This is a genomic window from Pectobacterium atrosepticum, assembly GCA_019056595.1.
Lineage (GTDB): Bacteria > Pseudomonadota > Gammaproteobacteria > Enterobacterales > Enterobacteriaceae > Pectobacterium > Pectobacterium atrosepticum.
Window position 1 is genome coordinate 3,295,454 of the sequence record CP036163.1, and the last position, 18,455, is coordinate 3,313,908.

Genomic DNA, 18,455 nt, shown 5'->3' on the forward strand with positions numbered 1-18,455 from the left:
AAACTATCGATTTTCCTGCAAAAAGACAAGTTTTCACAGGCGTAATTAAGCGTGATCATCATTCGATATCTGGTACGGGAAACCTTTAAGAGCCAACTGGCCATCCTTTTCATTCTGCTACTGATTTTCTTTTGCCAGAAATTAGTACGGATATTGGGCGCTGCTGTTGATGGTGAAATCCCGACAAATTTGGTTATCTCCCTGTTGGGATTGGGCGTGCCAGAGATGGTGCAGCTCATCCTGCCATTAAGTCTATTTCTTGGCGTATTGATGACGTTTGGCCGTCTCTATGCGGAAAGCGAGATCACCGTCATGCACGCCTGCGGGCTGGGCAAACGTGTGTTGCTGAAAGCCGCGCTGATCTTGGCGATGTTCACTGCTGTCATTGCAACGATTAATGTCATGTGGCTAAGCCCGTGGTCGTCAATGCATCAGGAAGAAGTGCTGGCGGAAGCGAAGGCGAACCCCAGTATGGCGGCCTTGGTAGAAGGGCAGTTTCAGTCCGCACAGGGTGGCAACGCGGTGCTGTTTGTCGGCAATGTCAAAGGATCGGAGTTTCAGCACGTCTTTCTGGCGCAACTGCGTCCCAGCGGTAACGCACGGCCTTCTGTCGTTGTGGCCGATCGTGGGCATATCACGCAAAACGAAGATGGTGCGCAGGTCGTGACCTTGGACAACGGCTCGCGTTACGAAGGCACAGCGCTGCTGCGCGACTTCCGTATTACGGATTTCACTAACTATCAGGCCGTGATTGGTCACCAGACTGTGACGCTAAACAATAGTGATGTGCAGCAAATGGGTATGCAAGCCCTGTGGAGTTCTGATGCGCACGATGCGCGCGCAGAGTTCCATTGGCGATTAACGTTGATTATTTCGGTGCTGATCATGGCGCTGATGGTGGTGCCACTGAGTGTGGTGAACCCACGTCAGGGTAGAGTGCTGAGCATGCTGCCAGCGATGCTGTTGTACCTGATTTTCTTCCTGCTGCAAAGCTCACTGCGTTCTAACGCCAGTAAAGGAAAAATCGATCCGATGGTGTGGATCTGGCTGACCAACCTGATGTATTTCGGTATCGCGGTCATGCTTAACCTATGGGATACCGTGCCGATGCGCAAAATGCGCGCTCGCCTTAAGCCTCGTACGCTTAAAACACAAGGAGCGGCCTGATGTTTGGTGTATTGGACCGCTATATTGGCAAAACGATTTTTACCACCATCATGACGACGTTGTTCATGCTGGTGTCGCTCTCCGGCATCATTAAGTTTGTCGACCAGTTGCGTAAAGTCGGGCAGGGCGAGTATTCGGCGCTGGGTGCGGGGCTATACACGCTGCTCAGCGTGCCAAAAGATATTGAGATTTTCTTTCCGATGGCGGCATTGCTCGGTGCATTACTCGGGCTTGGCCAGCTTGCGACCCGTAGTGAACTGGTGGTGATGCAGGCTTCTGGCTTTACTCGCTTACAGATTGCGACTGCCGTGATGAAAACCGCGATCCCGTTGGTATTGCTGACGATGGCGATTGGCGAGTGGGTCTCACCGCAAGGGGAGCAGATGGCGCGTAACTATCGTTCTCAGATGATCTCCGGTGGGTCGATGATCTCTACGCAGGGTGGACTGTGGGCAAAAGACGGCAATAACTTTATCTTTATCGAACGGGTAACGGGCGATAAAGAACTCTCTGGCGTCAGCATCTACCGCTTCGACGATCAAAATAAGCTATTATCTGTGCGATATGCGGCCTCTGCCGAATTTGAAGATGACAGAAACGTATGGAAACTCTCGCAGGTTGATGAATCCGATTTGAGCGACGGCAAACAAATTGGCGGCAGCCAGACGCTCAGTGGCGAATGGAAAACTAACCTGACGCCGGATAAGCTAGGCGTGGTGGCGCTGGAACCCGATGCACTGTCAATCCGTGGACTACATAATTACGCCAAGTACCTGAAACAAAGCGGACAGGAATCGAACCGCTACCAGCTCAACATGTGGAGCAAAATCTTTGCACCGGTCTCTGTGGCGGTGATGATGCTCATGGCGGTCTCTTTCATCTTTGGCCCGCTGCGCAGTGTGTCGGCGGGTTCACGCATCGTGATAGGTATCAGCTTCGGCTTCCTCTTCTACCTGCTGAATGAGATTTTCCGCCCGCTCAGCTTGGTCTACGGTATCCCACCTATCCTGGGTGCTATCTTGCCTAGTTCGGTATTTTTGTTCATCAGCGTAGCGCTGCTACTGAAACGTCGATAGAACCCAACGAGTCTGAAAAAGCGCCGGATGGATTAATCCTCGGCGCTTTTTTATTGTTCACGACAACGTTCACACCACACGATATTGAAGGCAAAGTGGTCATAACGCGTTGCTAAAGATGATTTTTTCAGCACTTAACCGAGCACTGAGTGGATTAACGTTGCGCGTGAGCCGTCAAACGGTATAATGCCCACGTTTTCCGCATACTACTTTCAGTGCCGAAGTGGCGAAATCGGTAGACGCAGTTGATTCAAAATCAACCATCGAAAGATGTGCCGGTTCGATTCCGGCCTTCGGCACCATAGTATGAAAATTAAGTCACCTTAGGGTGGCTTTTTTTATGTCCAAAATTGTTCAGTAAAGTCCATATCCATCTGTAAAATAACGATTTTAATTTCACCCCCCTCTCTGCGATTTTGTCTATTTTATCCACAGTGGTCTTTTTTCGTCCATTGACATCCAGATGATTTGGGGGGCAAGATAAGGGTCAATTCACTTAGATTATGAGTTGACCCCCAATTATGGCTCTGACCGACGTTGTTGCCTGTACCGCTTTGCAGATGTGCATGGCTGCTGCTTCGGGTGTGCAGTATGAGTTTAAACTGAACGTCAGCTAGCTACTGAAACCATCAATACCTCAATGATCCCCTACCATAGCCACTCTACTTTTCATCTCGCTGAACACCCACCCATTGACCAATGACAAGGTAGTTCAGTCATCACCTTCTTTATAATCATGCCCGTTTCTCTTCTCACTGGTGTGAACGTATGGCTTATCAACTTAATCTTAATTGGCCCGAATTCTTAGAAAAATACTGGCAAAAAAAACCTGTTGTATTGAAGAATGCTTTCCCGAATTTTGTCGATCCGATTACGCCGGATGAGCTGGCTGGTTTGGCGATGGAGGCTGAAGTTGATAGCCGCTTAGTCAGTTATAAAAATGGCCAGTGGCAGGCCAGCAACGGGCCGTTTGAGAATTTTGATAATCTGGGTGAAACCGGCTGGTCGCTGCTGGCTCAGGCGGTGAACCACTGGCATGCGCCGTCTGCTGAACTCGTGAGCCCGTTCCGCGTATTGCCGGACTGGCGTTTAGACGACCTGATGATCTCCTTTTCTGTACCGGGCGGCGGCGTTGGCCCGCATATCGATCAGTACGATGTCTTCATCATTCAGGGGATGGGCAGCCGCCGCTGGCGCGTGGGTGATAAACTGCCGATGCGTCAGTTCTGCCCACATCCTGCACTGCTGCATGTCGATCCTTTCCCGCCGATCATTGATGAAGATCTCGAACCGGGCGACATTCTCTATATTCCGCCTGGTTTCCCGCACGACGGTTTCACTCATGAAACCGCGCTTAACTATTCCGTGGGGTTCCGTGGGCCGAACGGTAGAGACTTAATCAGCAGTTTTGCTGACTACGTGCTGGAAAACGACCTCGGTGGTGAGCACTATAGCGATCCTGATTTGACCTGCCGGGAACATTCAGGGCGGGTTGAAGACTATGAGTTCGACCGCCTGCGCGCGATGATGATCGACGTAATTAATCAGCCGGAAGCGCTTAAAGCGTGGTTCGGTCGTTTTGTGACGACGCCACGCCATGAGCTGGATATCGCTCCGGCGGAACCGCCTTACGAGCAGGATGAGATTGTGGGCGCGCTGATGGACGGTGGTGTGTTGACGCGTCTGAGCGGGCTGCGGGTTCTGGAAGTGGGCGGTAGCTACTTTATCAACAGCGAATGGCTGGACACGGTCGATCCGAAAGCGGCTGATGCCTTGTGTCGTTACACTGTTCTCGGTAAAAAAGAGCTGGGCGAAGCGCTGGAGAATCCAGCATTCGTGGCTGAGTTAACCGGGCTGGTTAATCAGGGTTACTGGTTCTTCGACGAATAAATTCCCTTCTCTTTAGCGGCTTCTACGCACGTATCGCATGACGTGATTTGGGAGCCGCAATATTATCATCCGAATGGTTCTCTGTATAAAAAGCGTATAGGTTCACCCTGTGAATACTCGCAGTCGATCCGGCGTCGGTAACGCCAATGTGAAGATCGTTATGACGTTAACTTTCCTTGACTAAAAATTAGCTAGCTATTGAATTTATTGATAAAAAATCCTTCCTTCACAGAATTTAATCAATAACTGAACTATCTTTAGAGTGATATTCAATTAAATAACTCTGGAGAAATGTCATGTTTCATTTGCCTAAGCTAAAGCAAAAACCCTTAGCGTTACTTCTCACCATCTCTGTCGGTATGATGGCTCCGTTTACTTTCGCAGAGGCGAAAACGCCGGGGACCCTGGTAGAAAAAGCGCCGTTGGATTCGAAAAACGGCCTAATGGAGGCGGGGGAACAATATCGGATCCAGTATTATTCGAAGAGTGGAGTCGATGGCGAAAGCCTACGGGAAGACACCGGGGTGGTTTTCATTCCCAAAGGTGAGGCACCAAAAGAGGGTTGGCCGGTCGTGGTATGGACACATGGGACGATTGGCGTGGGAAAATCCTGCGCACCGTCTCTCAATCCGCGTTCCGCTCGGGATTCGCAGTATCTGAATACCTGGCTGTCGCTGGGGTTTGCCATTGTGGCACCGGATTATGCGGGGCTTGGGTCTGCTGGATTGCATCACTACCTTAATTCGCGCGGTGAGGCATGGAGCGTGTTGGATAGCGTCAAAGCATCACTGACCGCATTTCCGCTGCATAATCAGTTGACTATCGTCGGCCAGTCGCAGGGGGCACACGCGGCCTTTGCGAGTACGGGCTACCAGCCGAGTTATGCACCGAACCTGAATATCGCATCGGCTGTATTGACCGGTACGCCCTATTTTGATGGCAAAACCTCTGCGAAAGAAATTTTTGCTGAGGGAAGCGGAAAAGACGGCGATCCTAAAATCCCTTATGTGATGTATATCTATCTGTCAGCGGCCGATACGAATAAAGGGCTTAATGCCGATGATTATTTCACGCCGAAAGCCGCTGAGCTGGTAAAGAAAGCAGATACAATGTGTATCGGTGAGTTGACGCAAAAAGTGATGGAAGAGGGGCTGAATGCGGAGAATAGTTTGAAGCCTGAGATCTACAAATTATTGGATGATCAAATGGTGCATTTTCGCTACAACACACTAAATGTTACCCCTCCAGTCTTTATCGGGATTGGGACCGAGGACATCAACGTGCCTACCAAGATGCAGCGTCACTTTGCGAAAGATGTCGTTGGCGCAGGGACGTCAGCCGATGTGCATGAATACAAAGGCATGGACCACAGCGAAACGGTTAACGTTTCACTGCGTAATTCAGTTCCTTTCGTGTTGGAAAAATAGTTAGACAATACAGCAAAACCGTAAACCTCTTGTCCCGGTGTATTTGCTGGGACATTAATTTTCCAGCCATCGGCGCGCAGCCTTATTTTCCCGGCGGTATTGTCGCTGCCGGTACCCTAACATGCCCCACGCCAGCAGGCCGTATAGCGCGGCCAGCATCCATAAATGCCACCAAAATGCGGCGATCTGAGTAAAATCAGCGCCCATTTGGTTAAGACGCAATATTCCCTGAATCGCGAAGACGGCGGGCACCCACTGTGCAAGCCAATTCAGAGGCGCAGGAATCATTTCCACAGGCCAAATAAAGCCAGAGAGAAAGATGATAGGGATGGAAGACAGCAGCACCGCCTGACTGGGGAGATCTTTGCGCGTAAAGGCCGCTCCCAGCACCACGCCGAGCCACAGCGTCGAGAGTAGAAAAGGCAGCGTAAACAGCAGCAGTTGGCTCATGCTGGCCTCACGTGCAATGCCGTAGGCATCAAGACAAAAACCGAGCATGTAGAGAAGCGAGAGAAGGTAGGCACCGCCAACGATCAGCGTGCGTGCCAGAAGCAAACGCCACGGTGTTGCGTATTGCCAGTAGCGAACTTCGCCAGATCGCGTACGCTGATTTTGTCCGGCTCCGAGTAGGCCGCATCCCATCAACAAAATCTGGTGCAGTATCAACATGAAAACGCCGGGAACCACGTAATCGACATAGCCCATGGTTGAGTTAAATACCGGCACTGCATTCAGGGATGTCGCCTGCCACTGCGAGCTGGCGGCGGGTATGCCTTCTCCCTGAGCAAGCAGGCGTGAGATTTTGACCTGTGCACCGGCGATGCCCCCGACTGTCGCCAGAGACTGCGCAATAGCGCCGTAGATCAGAAAGTAGCTGGCATCCGCTGAGTAACTTACCGTAACGCTTTTTCCCTGCATGATGTCGCGATAGAAGTGGCGCGGAATGTAGAGGATCCCCTTCGCTTCACCATGTAAAAGTAGCGTTTTTGCTTCATCCAGCGTATTGCGCTGTGCCACCAGATGGACTTCTGGCGTGGCGTCAGCCATAAATGCCAGACGGCGCGAAAGCTGGGTTTTATCTTCATCGACCAGCACCACCGGCAGGTCGCGCGGCGTCTGTGCGAGGTAAGGTCGTGGATAGAGAAAGGAATAGAGAAGAATGCCGCCGAACAGGGTAAGTAGGATCGTCGGATCTCTCAGTAAACTGCGCAGCTCAAACCGGATGATGTCGGCGAAGGTCAGCATGTCGCCTCCTTGTTACCCGGCCGATAGCGCCATAGCGTAAGTGGCAGCAGCAGCCAGAATAGGGCGAGCGCCATCAGCGCGGGTGCGATCTGAGCGATCCCTGCACCATAGCTGGTGATGGCAATCGAGATATCGCCATAGTGGGCGACGGGCAGTAACTGCCGCCAGAATGTGGCAAATGTCTCCATCGCTGCTGCCGGAAAGGTGATTCCCATGAACGCCAGCCCGGGAGCCATTAAGGCCCCTACAATGGAGACGGCGCGTGCCGGGTCGCGAATCAGCGCATAGAAGGCCATGCCCAGTGCGACGCAGGCGCCTGCGGTCAGGCCGATCGAGATAAGTAGCAACAACGGTGAACCATTGAGTGGGTAATTAAGCAGGCTATACAGCCCATAACTCCAGATGCCGCCCCATGCCCAGCCGATCAGCCAGTGCGTCAGGAATTTAGAGCTGATAGCAGTAGTATGGTTCTCAGGTATCCAGCGTGACCCATGACGATCCTCTCGAGCCAATGTATTCAGGCCGTATAGCGCAAGAAGTACCGACCAGATCGAAGGGATAATCGCGTTCAGCAAAAACTGGGCGTAGTTTGCATTCTGGTTAAACAGTGCGGTGATCTGCCCGCCAATCGGCACCGCCAGCCCTTTGGCCTCGGGAACCGCCGCCCCCTGAGACAGAGCCTGCACCACGGCAATTTGTCCATTAAAGGTGCCTGCCACCAGCGATAAAGCACTGTTGATGACTTTGGCAATCAGCACAAACTGCCCGTTATTCCAGGCGGTAATGGTGGGTGACGTTCCCAGGCGGATATCACGCTCAAAGTGGCGTGGAATCACGACCAGCGCGTAGATCTCGCCTCCGCGTAATGACGTTGCGCCTTCGGCCACCGTTGAGAACTGGTGGTTCAGGTTGAAAGAGGATGAGGCATCCAACTCTCGGGCGAACTGGCGTGACATCGTGCTGTTGTCCAGATCGATCAGGCCGATGGGGAGTTCGCGGACAATGGCACCAGATAGCGTCCACCAGGCAATCAACATGGTGAAAAGAGGCAGCCAGAGCGCTAGGGCCATTCCCCAACGATCGCGCCACAGGGCCTTCCATTCACGCATCATCACATCTCTACCAGTGCGCTCATGCCAACGCGCAGCCCGCTGATGGGTTGAACTGGCCGCGCTTCCACTTCGAACGTACGCATATCAAACCCTTGTCGGGTATCCGTTGCTCGCCACGTCGCAAAATCCCCCATGACGGAAACGTAAGACACCTTAAACCGGAATGTCTGGTTGTTTAGCGCCGGGATGCGCGCCTCAAACTCGGTGCCCATCGCAAAACGCTCAAGGAGATCCTCACGCACTGCTAACTGTATCCAGATGTCGCTCATGTCCAGCAGCGTGACCACGGGAAAACCCTGTGGCGCAATTTCGCCGTTGCGTAGCAGCACATTGCTGACTTCACCTGAGTGCGGACTGACGACGCGCGCTTCTGCCAGATAGGCTTCCACTTCGGCCACGGAACCCGCGGCCATGCGGGCTTTTTCCTCTGCGGCAACCAGTGTTTCTTTGCGGGTGCCTTCTAGCGCCATTTGGTATTCCTGCCAGGCCATCCCTTCGGTGTAGCGCGCGGCATCCCACGAGGCTTTGGCTTCATCCCGTTTTTGCAGCGGCAGCACGCCTTCCTGATAGAGATTTTGCACGCGCAGATAGGTTTTATTGCTGAGCTCTGAACCGGCTTTGGCTTTTTGCCACTGATCTTTTGCTGCGGCGATCTGCTGCTCACGTGCGCCTGTTTTAGCCTCTAACGCGACTGCACCTGCCGCGGCTTCACCTGCTTTCGCCTGTTCCAGCTTGGCATCCAGTTCTGGTGTCAGGAGCGTGAAAACGAGATCGCCAACGTCGAGCTGCTGGCCTTTTTCTACTCGCACATCAGCAATACGGCCCGGCACTTTTGAAGAGACTGAATACTGCTGCGCTTCGATTTGCCCTTGTAACCGTATAGGTTCGGGCTGGTAAGCAAGCCAGAAGCGATACGCTATCCAGACCACCACAATCACCAGGATGGCCTGAAGGATCCATTTGCGCGTCGAACGCGAAGAAGAGGGGGACTGTGTCATGGCGTCACCTGTATGGCGTACTGAGTCTGGTAGTCAGAAAAGCGGTTCAACTGGCTGGAGATGGCCATCAATCTGGCGATGGAAACCACGTAACGATAGGCTGCGGAGGCGCGCTGTGTCTTGGCTCCGGCTAACTGATTCAGCGCATCGACCACGTCTAGCGAGGTAGACATTCCCTGCATAAAGGCTTTGTTGCGTAACTGAACATTCTCTTCCGCCAGTTTTTGCGTGGAGGACAGCGAGTTGAATTCCTCCAGCGCCTGTCGAGCGTCTCGCCATGTGGTTTCGACCAAGACCTCAAGGTTTTGCCGCATGTCGGCTTCCAGATAGTTAACCTGCATTTCTGCACTTTTTGCGGCGGCAATATTGTCGGAACGGCCTTCACGGCTGATGAGCGGGACGGAAACGCCGACGCCGACCATCCAGTCTGGCGTCGTTCTGGCTGCTAGCGTGTCCTGTTCGTAAAGCTGATAGTTGCCGAACAGAAACACGTCGGGAGCATATTTGGCGCGTTCGATACGGATAAGATCCTTGGCCTGATCGCGCTTGGCTGAGAGTACTTTTAAACCGGGGTGGGTATTGAGCGTTTGTTTCACCAACGCAGGCAGTTCGGGAAGCGCCTTGTTGATGAACAGCGAAGAAGAGGGCGTTGCGCCTTCCGTCTTGATTAGTTTCGCTAAGACAATTTCGGTCGTCTCCAAACTGCGACGCGCCTTTTGTGTTTCGATTCGCGCCATGTCATAAGCGGACTGTGCGGACAGCACCTCGACTCTGGCAATTTGCCCCTGAGCCTCCAGCTTGCGAGCGTGGTCATAATGCTGCGCCATGCCTTTTTCAATATCCTGACGCGTCTTTATCACCTGATGTGCCATCACCACGCCGTAATAAGCCTGCGCCAGCGCTTCAAACTGCGCCAGCGTGCGGATGATCAGCATTTGTTCTGCCTCATTCACCTGTGCTGCCCGAATCGACTGAGCGGCATCAATCCGACCTCCGGTGAATAGCGGCCAGACGACTTGGACAGAACTGGTTACCACGTTTTGTTCTGTGAAGCGGGTGACGAAGGGATTGCCGCTGATGTTAACAAGCTGGTTTAGTGCGGCGAAGATGTCCCGATGATTTGCCAGCGGATTAAGGTCTCGGGCGTCTAGTTCGACAGGTTTATCGAGACGCGTATAGCTTGCACCGACGTTGATCTGCGGCCAGTAGAGACCTTTAGCCGATTCTCGCAGGGACTGTGCCCGATCGACCCCCGCGTGCTCGGCAGCAATACTGTCATCACTTTGCAGCAAGCGGACCCAGGCCTGATTAAACGTAATAGGCTGTCCAAATGCCGTGGAGGACCAGCACTGTAATAGCAACAGCGCCGCGGGGAAATAAGCCAGAAATCGGTTTTTGCCGTAGGTTAATCGAGGCATGCCAAGTGAAATCATCCTTTTACCCAAGTACAGCCAAGTTGATAAAAATAGGTCCGCTGAAAAAGCGATACCGTTATAGGATAAAGAAACAGGGCTAACGCTGAGGTAAACAAACCGCGTTATCCCCTATTATTTTTCTGAGATGATTTAGTTTTGGTCTAAATCCCCAATTATTCAAATAATATAAGGGATTGAATTGAAAAATTTATTTTTAGGGACGAGAAACAGTGTGGGATACGTGGTGAGTCATTAATGACGCCAGTATTCTTCTAATGAAAATAATATCTGAATATATAATTAGCCAGAAAAGGCTCGGAGTTTCCTCCGAGCCAGTGTGACAATAATCAAGCTAGTGATAAAAAACGATAATTAAACGGCTTCGTTTTCGTCGGTGTAGCGTTTGGCTTTGTAGGCTGGGTGCATCAGGTTCTGGATGGAGAAAATGTCGTCCAGCTGTTCTTCGGTCAGCAGGCCGCGCTCCAGCACGACTTCACGCACGCTCTTGCCGGTTTCGGCACAGATTTTCCCAACGATATCGCCGTTGTGGTGACCGATGAACGGGTTCAGGTAGGTCACGATACCGATAGAGTTGAAGACATAAGCTTCGCACACTTCTTTGTTGGCGGTGATGCCGTTGACACATTTTTCCAGCAGGTTGTAGCAGGCGTTAGACAGAATCTGGATAGATTCGAACATGGCTTGTCCGATAACCGGTTCCATCACGTTCAACTGTAACTGGCCTGCTTCTGCCGCCATGGTCACGCAGGTATCGTTGCCGATGACCTTGAAGCACACCTGATTCACCACTTCCGGTACTACAGGGTTAACTTTGGCTGGCATGATGGACGATCCCGCCTGCAATTCTGGCAGGTTGATTTCGTTCAGGCCAGTGCGTGGGCCGGAAGACAGCAGGCGTAAGTCGTTACAGATCTTCGACATTTTAACCGCTACGCGTTTCAGGGCGCTGTGCATCATTACGTAAGCACCGCAGTCGGAGGTCGCTTCGATCAGGTCTTCAGCCGGTACGCAAGGCAGGCCGCTGATTTTTGCCAAGTGCTGAACAGCCAGCTTCTGGTACTCATCCGGTGTGTTCAGACGGGTACCGATGGCGGTTGCGCCAAGGTTTACTTCCAGCAGCAACTCTGCGGTACGCAGCAGGTTGCGGTTTTCTTCTTTCAGCAGTACGTTGAACGCGTGGAATTCTTGGCCTAGGGTCATCGGCACGGCGTCCTGCAACTGGGTACGACCCATTTTCAGGATGTTTTCGAACTCTTTTGCTTTACGCTCAAAGCCATCGCTCAACTGAGTAATGGCTTCTACCAGCTTCAGGATTGAGGTGTATACCGCAATACGGAAACCAGTCGGGTAAGCATCGTTGGTGGACTGGCATTTGTTCAGGTGGTCGTTCGGGTTCAGGTACTGGTATTCACCTTTCTGATGACCCATCAGTTCCAGACCGATATTCGCCAGCACTTCGTTGGTGTTCATGTTGACTGACGTACCCGCACCACCCTGATACACATCGACAGGGAACTGATCCAGACATTTACCGTTATTCAGCACTTCATCACAGGCTTGCAGAATAGTGTCGGCAATTTTACGCGGGATGGTTTGCAGTTCTTTATTCGCTAGTGCGGCCGCTTTTTTTACCATCACCATGGCACGAACAAATTCTGGAATATCGCTAATAGTGCTATTGCTGATATAAAAGTTCTCAATCGCACGCAGCGTATGGATACCATAATACGCATCAGCGGGGACTTCACGAGTGCCTAACAGGTCTTCTTCAATACGGATATTCGTTGACATGGGGCTTCTTCCTTTTTCTTGTTCGATGTACGTAGCATCGCTTTCAATATTAAGATTATGATTTTTAAGGATTGTTGTTTCCTGTTTTTGCATTTTTAGGTGACAAAAATCCATCACGACTTTGATAAAATCATGACTAAAAAAGAGTTCTCGGGGAGACGAACATGGAATTAGCATCGTTAAATGGCTAGTGGTGGATATATTCCTCCATTATTCTGTCTCCCAATCGTTAATAGGTTATTCCGTATTATCCGGGTTAATCTCAACCAGTTTTTCTATTCCACGGTTCAGCGTTTTCAATTTCGGAAGAAATACGGTTTTAATAATGTCATGTGTGACATCGCACGCTTCTTCAAAGAACGCGCTGTATTCATCACGGTGCCCGACAATATAAAGCGAGCGCTTGATATTCACTGGTTCCGGCATATGCGTTAGCACCTCGCGGGAGTGCGCAACGGATTGCAGGAAACTGAGCGGGGTGGTTACCGCCCAACCGATACCTGCCGCTACCATCGACGTTAAGGTATCCGCATTATCAAATTCGAGCATGTTCGGCACGCGGACATCGATGCGGCGCAGGTAGCGCTCAATCTGCATCCCAATCTGCGAGTTCCGGTTAAAGCGCACCAGCGGCAGCGCTGAGGAAAGCTCACGGATGTCCTCAACCGTTTTGATGCGTTTGCGGTAATCCGGTGGCGTGATAATGAAATAGCCTTCGGAAAACAGCTGATGACGCACCACACTATCGCTGTCGATCAACGGGTCGCTGGTGACGATAAGATCCAGCTCGCGGCGCATTAACGCTTCACCCTGCTGCGGGCTGAGCCCGGTACGAATCAGCAACTGCGATGAACTCTTCATCAAACTCTTGGTAAACACCGAACCGCAGGTGATGGCAAACGAATCTACCAGGCCGATACGCAAGTCGGGTTTGATTCCTTTTCCCGCTTCCAGCACCTGTGCCTTGAGGTTTGCGATCTCCTCCGTCAGGATTTCTCCGCGGTTTTTCAACGCAATGCCGTAGGGCGTCAGGACAAAGGGGCGACGAGCCCGGTTAACCAATTTGACGCCGAAATCTTCTTCCAATAACCGGATCGTTTGCGAAATGGCAGAGGGCGTCAGGCCTAACCGCGTGGCGGCTGCCGTCATGCTTCCTGCTTCCGCCATCGTCACAAAAACATAGACGGCGTACATATCGATCGATTTATTGGCGGACACTGTGCGTTTAACCATGTGAGTTTGCCTACGCTGCAAGGTGAATGTCGTCGAAATATGAAGCGTTAGTCTATCTCATCTCGCTGACTACGACCTCGCTAACTGATGTCAGAATAGTCGGCTAACTTCAGAAAAAATACAGGTCGCGTCACTGATTAATTTTTTCTTATTTCTAGCTTTAGCGGATCTGAAGATATGGCTGATAGGGATTTTACTGCATGAAATTGCATAGAGAAGTGCAGAGGATCCCAACAAAAATGGGGTCGTATTTTTTAGTGGATAGATAATGTTATTGAGAAAAAACGAGTAAGTGAAATGTGATGGGAAACAAAAGCATGTTTTTTTAAGATGACGAAAAATGCGCCTGTATTTCAAGGAGCTAAGTTGGGATGTACCCCTTTAACAGTTTGTTGACACCTTTGTTACGATACGAAATACTCTCTCTCACGGATTTACATCTATAGGCGTGAGTTTCTTAATTTTTTACGCTGATTCAATAAGATAAGTATAAAAACTGATTTCGTACCTTGCCTGCTTTGTTCACATTGAGTGGCGGTTAGGTGTGGAAAAAATAATGCCGAATTAATTAATCGTTCTGATTATTGAGAAAACGTTACGGTGGGATATTTCACTGCGCTTGGCGGGTTTTCTCAGGAAATGACATAAGAATTTGTTAATTAAGGGATAAAAATTTCACTTGCTGGGATTTTTCGCGTTTCGGGATGGTTAAGGATGAGGGGTATGGAGTGAAGCATTATCAAGTCAGAAGAATTAGCCTGCTTACTGCCATTGTAACTCTGACAACGAGCTGTGCGACCTTGCATGATGCTGGCCGCAGCTATGGTACGGCGATTGGCTGTATTGGTGGCGCTGCGTTAGGCGGCGGCATTACCTATCTGGTGACTGGTGATGCCAAGAAAGCCGTGGCGGGAGGGCTGCTAGGCGGTGCTGCTGGTTGTGCATTAGGGAACGTTTGGCAGAACCGCGAGGAAGCGCTGGCAAAAATTGCTCAGGAAGAGAATATCGCGATGACAACGCGTTCTCTGCAATCTCAGGAAAAAAGCGGTACGGCAACCGTAGGGCTAGTGGCTCAGGTCCAGGATAGTGGCATGTTCGATACTAATAGTGCGCAGCTTTCTACGGACGGATTACGACAGGTCAAAAAGATTGCTACAGCGATGAAAGAGGGAGACCAAAGCGGTGTCATTCTGGTTGTGGGGCATACGGATGCCACTGGGAGTGCAGAATGGAACCAGCGTCTTTCAGAACAGCGTGCGCAGAATGTCGGCCGAGTGCTTGAACAGGCTGGCCTGAGCGCACAGAAACTTTACTTCCAGGGGGCGGGTTCCTCGCGCCCGGTTGCCGATAACACTACGGTAACGGGGCGGACTGCCAATCGTCGGGTCGAGATTGTAGGCCTGGCAAATGAAATCCTGTTAAAACAGAGGCTTGAGCAGGAGGGCAGTAACCTTGCTTATCTGCGTTATGGCACGGCTGAGCAGGCTACGTCAACAGCGAGTTCTTCCTCTACACCAAGCCGCAAGGCGAAACCCTCTACATCATCTTCAAATCGTAAAGCCGAACCCGCTCGTAAAACAGAAATGCAGACTGCGGCGGCAACGCCAGCAACGGAATCGAAGCCGTCAGACGCGCCAACGACGAAGAAAGCCGAGCCAGCCAATAGCAAAAATTTTGTTGATTTTGGCGGGCAACCAGTCAGTTCCTCAACACCAGTGTTGGCAGCAAGTCTCAAACCGCGCAGCAGCGGGTTTAGCCTGATTCCAGAAGCGAATGCCAGCAGCATGCTAAAAAGCTGTGTAGTAGATAATGTGCGCGTCAGTGGACAAGCAAAAAATCTGGCTAGCGGGAAAGCGGTTGAAACCCATGAAACCCGAGAATATCTGCCGGGCATGAATGGTCGTGCCTGGGCAGGGTTGGTGAATAATCATCTGGTCACGCTCTCACCTGTTAAGGTTCTGAGTGATAACGCCACGGTGGTGGAAAATCCGAAGGTGTATATCACGCGCGATTATCAGTCCAAAGGTAACCGTAAAGCTGATGCGCCATTAAATGCAGTGGCGAATGCGTGGGAAGGCGAAGAGAGCATTCTGTATCGGGTTTATCTACAAGATGAAACACAACAGTCACTTTCCTGTGTAGATTTGCTGGTGCCGAAAAATGCCAGTAAGGCACAGCAAGGGCAGCTGTTCTACAGCAATCACAGCAAAGAATACATCGCGAGCTACACCCCAACGCGTAGTTAATTAAAAGGTATTGATTCATGGAACTATTTCAAAGCATCGCTGAGGCGATTTCGCTTTATCGCTACATTTTCTGGCCATTATTGGTGCTGATGACGCTGGTACTGGTTTTTATCCGCTGGTGGGATCAGGTCAGCTACTTTTTCCTCAACCTGATGAGTAGTATGCCACTTATCGGTCATGTATCCCGTTTGTCCCGCGCGAATGAACCACGTCGTCAAGGTACGGGAAAGCTGGCCTGGTATCCGGCAGAAGAGGCGATTTGCGCCAAATATTGGCAGTACTATAAAACCTCTAATCTGGATGCCGATTTTTATCTGCGCTGCGTCAACTACCTGAACAAGGTGGATGAGCGGGGGCGTAAGCAGACGGGCGTCATCTTGTGGGGTTGCAGTGTGGTATTAGTCCTGCTCGAAGCCTTTATTTTCGCGTTGGTGCTCTCGCCGTTTATCGCTAGCAACATTTCTGCCAATCAGGCCGAGTTCTCGGCAATTGTCATTTCCGTTCTGATCGGTGTGGTGCTGGTGCCTGCTACTCACCTGATGGGGGCCGAGCTGCATAAAAATACGCTGCTGAAAAAGATCCGTTACTGGTATTCAGAAGCGCGCCATAGCGGCTCTGCGAAAGGGTTGAGCAAGAACCACGAAATCTCTCTGGAAAATACCCGTCTGGATGATAACGATCCAAACTATATCCAGATGTTGAACCGCGTAACGCACAATGTTCACGTTAAACCGCAGTATTGGGCAACGGCGGTGGCATTGGCACTGATTATTTTCTTCTCTGTCGGTGCTTACCTGGTACGTGCTGCGACCATCAATGCGATGGATACGCAGGCAGTGAACGGCTCTCCGTTCTCGCAGGTGGTTCAAACTAGTGAAGCTTCCCCGTTTGACCTGCCGTCGGGCGCGGTAGCGGACAATGCCAAAGCGGACACGCAGGCATCACAAGAGGTCACGGACAATCGTGTATTTGCTTCCAAACTGACGTTCATCATCCTGTCCGTCATTTTTGTTGGCGTACAGCTAATTGGTATTTTGATTGGTATTTATCGTTCATTTGCCGGGATTGAATCCAAAGCTGCGGCGAAATATATCGGTAATTTCAGTGGGTCTGAGGAGTTTGCGTCGTGGCATGCAATGCGGCGTGAGCGTGTGGAGCGTGATGGGCAAGAAAAGCTAACCGCGTTGCAAAATCGTTTGATGATGAAACGCACCAATAGCCAGAGTGAACCGCTTACCACGCTACCGACGTTTGATGATTACATCAGTGGAAAGCTACGTGATAAAGCGCGCTCTAACGCAGAGTTGACTGCGCATTTACAAGCGAAAAACGAACCGGTGCAGCCCGTGCCTGTTTCTCAACCTGTTGCGGTTCAGCACGTTGAGTTTGCACCTGCTGAGGTGGTTAGCCAGCCTGCGGCACACGCACCGACAGCAACGGTCGTTGAACCTGTTCAAGCTGTTCAGCCAGTCACTTCGGCAGTCAATACGCCGGAGAGCGATGACGAGAAACAGCGTATCCATGAACTGGGTGATTTGACGTTGTTCAGCGAGGAAGAACTGCAACTGATTGCTGACGATCAGGAACTATCGTTGGAGTCCTTGAAGAAACGTCAGCGCGTGCAGGCGTTGCTGAATAAGGCGCGTCCGAAGGAGAGCGTATGAGGACGCTACTCTCGCTGATGTTGCTGGGGGTAACCTGTATGTCGCAGGCCGCAGAACGCAATGATATCCCTAGTTGTTACAGTTTTGCCAAGTTGGACCAACATCGCCCGGCTGACAGCGGTCGGGAACTGGTGGTGATTGTCGACCAGACGGTCAAGGTGCCTGTTGATTTGAAAAAATCGGTCTGGAATCAGGTTGTACGTTACGTGCAGCCTGGCGATCATGTCGTGATGTATCAGTTCTCGGCGCTGTTGCAGGATAACTACATGAAGCGCGTGTTTGACGGCAAGCTGGAAATGCCGTTCACCGATCATAAGGTACGCAACAGTTTGGGCATGGACAGTCTGAAATCGCTTGATGGGTGTTTGGTGCAACAACGGCAATTCTTTGCACAAAATATCGGGAAAAAGATGGCAGAAAGCTTCGCCGATCGTGGGGATAATATCGCCAAAAGCGAAATTATGGATAGCCTTAAGCACATTGGTGATGACCTGAAAGAAACGCCCACGAGCAGCAAAACGATCCTATTGGTGTCCGATATGCTGGAAAACAGCGAGTTTGGCAGCTTTTACAGCAACAACAGTATTCGTTTGTTAGAGCCGGAAAAAGAGATGGCGCGTGCCGGAAAGCAAAATTTGGTGGCGGATTTCACTGGCGCGAATGTGTATATCGCGGGAGCAGGGCTGATTGATACGGATTCGAAAAATAACTATCGATCCGGCAAGATCATGCAGCAGTTGGAAATTTTCTGGCGGCAATACTTTGCGGCCTCGAAAGCCACTGTAGTGAGCTTTGGTGCACCCGAGTTGACGGTCGATCTAAAATAGCTTTTATCTGACAGAAAGGCGCTAATGTGTGAACGACATTAGCGCTTTTTTTGTTTTCAATGGACCTGCAATCATCGATCGATTCGGCGGCAATCGCGCCGAGGTCGCAGAGCTGAACGTCATCTAACTGCGTGAAAGACAGGCTGCGGATGTTGCCGCAGCACAGAGACTCTATTCCAACGACGAAAAACGTGAAATAGGGTGGATGGATTTACAGTAGAGTTACAGCGGGTTTTGGAATGAAGCTCGCAGAAGTATGCTTATTTCTTGAAATAATCAGGATTCTTATTTTATTTCAATTGGCTACCGTAAAGAATGTCGCGGTATTTGCGAAAAATAATTA

13 protein-coding genes and 1 tRNA gene are annotated in these 18,455 nt (G+C 51.0%); 8 read left to right on the forward strand and 6 right to left on the reverse strand.

Annotation, left to right across the window (positions count from 1 at the left end):
* Positions 1–51: 51 nt before the first annotated feature.
* The 5 genes from lptF to DCX48_15685 all read left to right on the forward strand — a co-directional run bounded on the left by lptF (position 52) and on the right by DCX48_15685 (position 5,560).
* Complete coding sequence (gene lptF / locus DCX48_15665) at positions 52–1,167, forward strand: lipopolysaccharide ABC transporter permease LptF (GenBank protein ID QXE15833.1); 1,116 nt, start codon at positions 52–54, stop codon at positions 1,165–1,167.
* Positions 1,167–2,243 (forward strand): lipopolysaccharide ABC transporter permease LptG, encoded by a 1,077-nt coding sequence (lptG, locus tag DCX48_15670; GenBank protein ID QXE15834.1) that lies wholly within the window; start codon positions 1,167–1,169, stop codon positions 2,241–2,243. Before lptF ends, lptG begins: the two co-directional genes overlap by 1 nt.
* 217 nt (positions 2,244–2,460) lie before the next feature.
* A tRNA-Leu gene (locus DCX48_15675) sits at positions 2,461–2,545 on the forward strand.
* Between the two features lie 466 nt (positions 2,546–3,011).
* Complete coding sequence (locus tag DCX48_15680; protein QXE15835.1) at positions 3,012–4,133, forward strand: cupin domain-containing protein; 1,122 nt, start codon at positions 3,012–3,014, stop codon at positions 4,131–4,133.
* A gap of 296 nt (positions 4,134–4,429) precedes the next feature.
* Positions 4,430–5,560 (forward strand): alpha/beta hydrolase, encoded by a 1,131-nt coding sequence (locus tag DCX48_15685; protein ID QXE15836.1) that lies wholly within the window; start codon positions 4,430–4,432, stop codon positions 5,558–5,560.
* 54 nt (positions 5,561–5,614) lie between these two features.
* Here the strand turns inward: DCX48_15685 and DCX48_15690 are convergent, their stop codons facing one another.
* The 6 genes from DCX48_15690 to DCX48_15715 all read right to left on the reverse strand — a co-directional run bounded on the left by DCX48_15690 (position 5,615) and on the right by DCX48_15715 (position 13,375).
* The gene (locus DCX48_15690) at positions 5,615–6,805 is read right to left on the reverse strand and encodes an ABC transporter permease (GenBank protein ID QXE15837.1); all 1,191 of its coding nucleotides are present in this window, start codon (positions 6,803–6,805) and stop codon (positions 5,615–5,617) included.
* Complete coding sequence (locus DCX48_15695) at positions 6,799–7,917, reverse strand: ABC transporter permease (GenBank protein ID QXE15838.1); 1,119 nt, start codon at positions 7,915–7,917, stop codon at positions 6,799–6,801. Before DCX48_15695 ends, DCX48_15690 begins: the two co-directional genes overlap by 7 nt.
* Entirely contained in the window at positions 7,917–8,915 is a 999-nt protein-coding gene (locus DCX48_15700) for an HlyD family efflux transporter periplasmic adaptor subunit (protein QXE15839.1), read from the reverse strand. The genes DCX48_15695 and DCX48_15700 overlap by 1 nt, the downstream gene beginning before the upstream one ends.
* Positions 8,912–10,333, reverse strand: coding sequence for a TolC family protein (locus tag DCX48_15705; protein QXE15840.1), 1,422 nt, complete (start codon positions 10,331–10,333; stop codon positions 8,912–8,914). The genes DCX48_15700 and DCX48_15705 overlap by 4 nt, the downstream gene beginning before the upstream one ends.
* A 369-nt stretch (positions 10,334–10,702) precedes the next feature.
* Positions 10,703–12,142, reverse strand: coding sequence for an aspartate ammonia-lyase (gene aspA, locus DCX48_15710; protein ID QXE15841.1), 1,440 nt, complete (start codon positions 12,140–12,142; stop codon positions 10,703–10,705).
* A 237-nt stretch (positions 12,143–12,379) separates the two neighbouring features.
* Positions 12,380–13,375 (reverse strand): LysR family transcriptional regulator, encoded by a 996-nt coding sequence (locus DCX48_15715; protein ID QXE15842.1) that lies wholly within the window; start codon positions 13,373–13,375, stop codon positions 12,380–12,382.
* A 728-nt stretch (positions 13,376–14,103) separates the two neighbouring features.
* Here DCX48_15715 and DCX48_15720 point away from each other — a divergent pair.
* From DCX48_15720 to DCX48_15730, 3 genes are read left to right on the forward strand one after another with little or no spacing between them, the layout of a single operon-like run.
* Entirely contained in the window at positions 14,104–15,621 is a 1,518-nt protein-coding gene (locus DCX48_15720) for an OmpA family protein (GenBank protein QXE15843.1), read from the forward strand.
* Between the two features lie 17 nt (positions 15,622–15,638).
* Positions 15,639–17,285 (forward strand): hypothetical protein, encoded by a 1,647-nt coding sequence (locus DCX48_15725; protein QXE15844.1) that lies wholly within the window; start codon positions 15,639–15,641, stop codon positions 17,283–17,285.
* A complete protein-coding gene (locus DCX48_15730; protein QXE15845.1) occupies positions 17,282–18,112 on the forward strand; it encodes a hypothetical protein in 831 nt (276 codons plus the stop codon). The genes DCX48_15725 and DCX48_15730 overlap by 4 nt, the downstream gene beginning before the upstream one ends.
* Positions 18,113–18,455 lie beyond the last annotated feature (343 nt).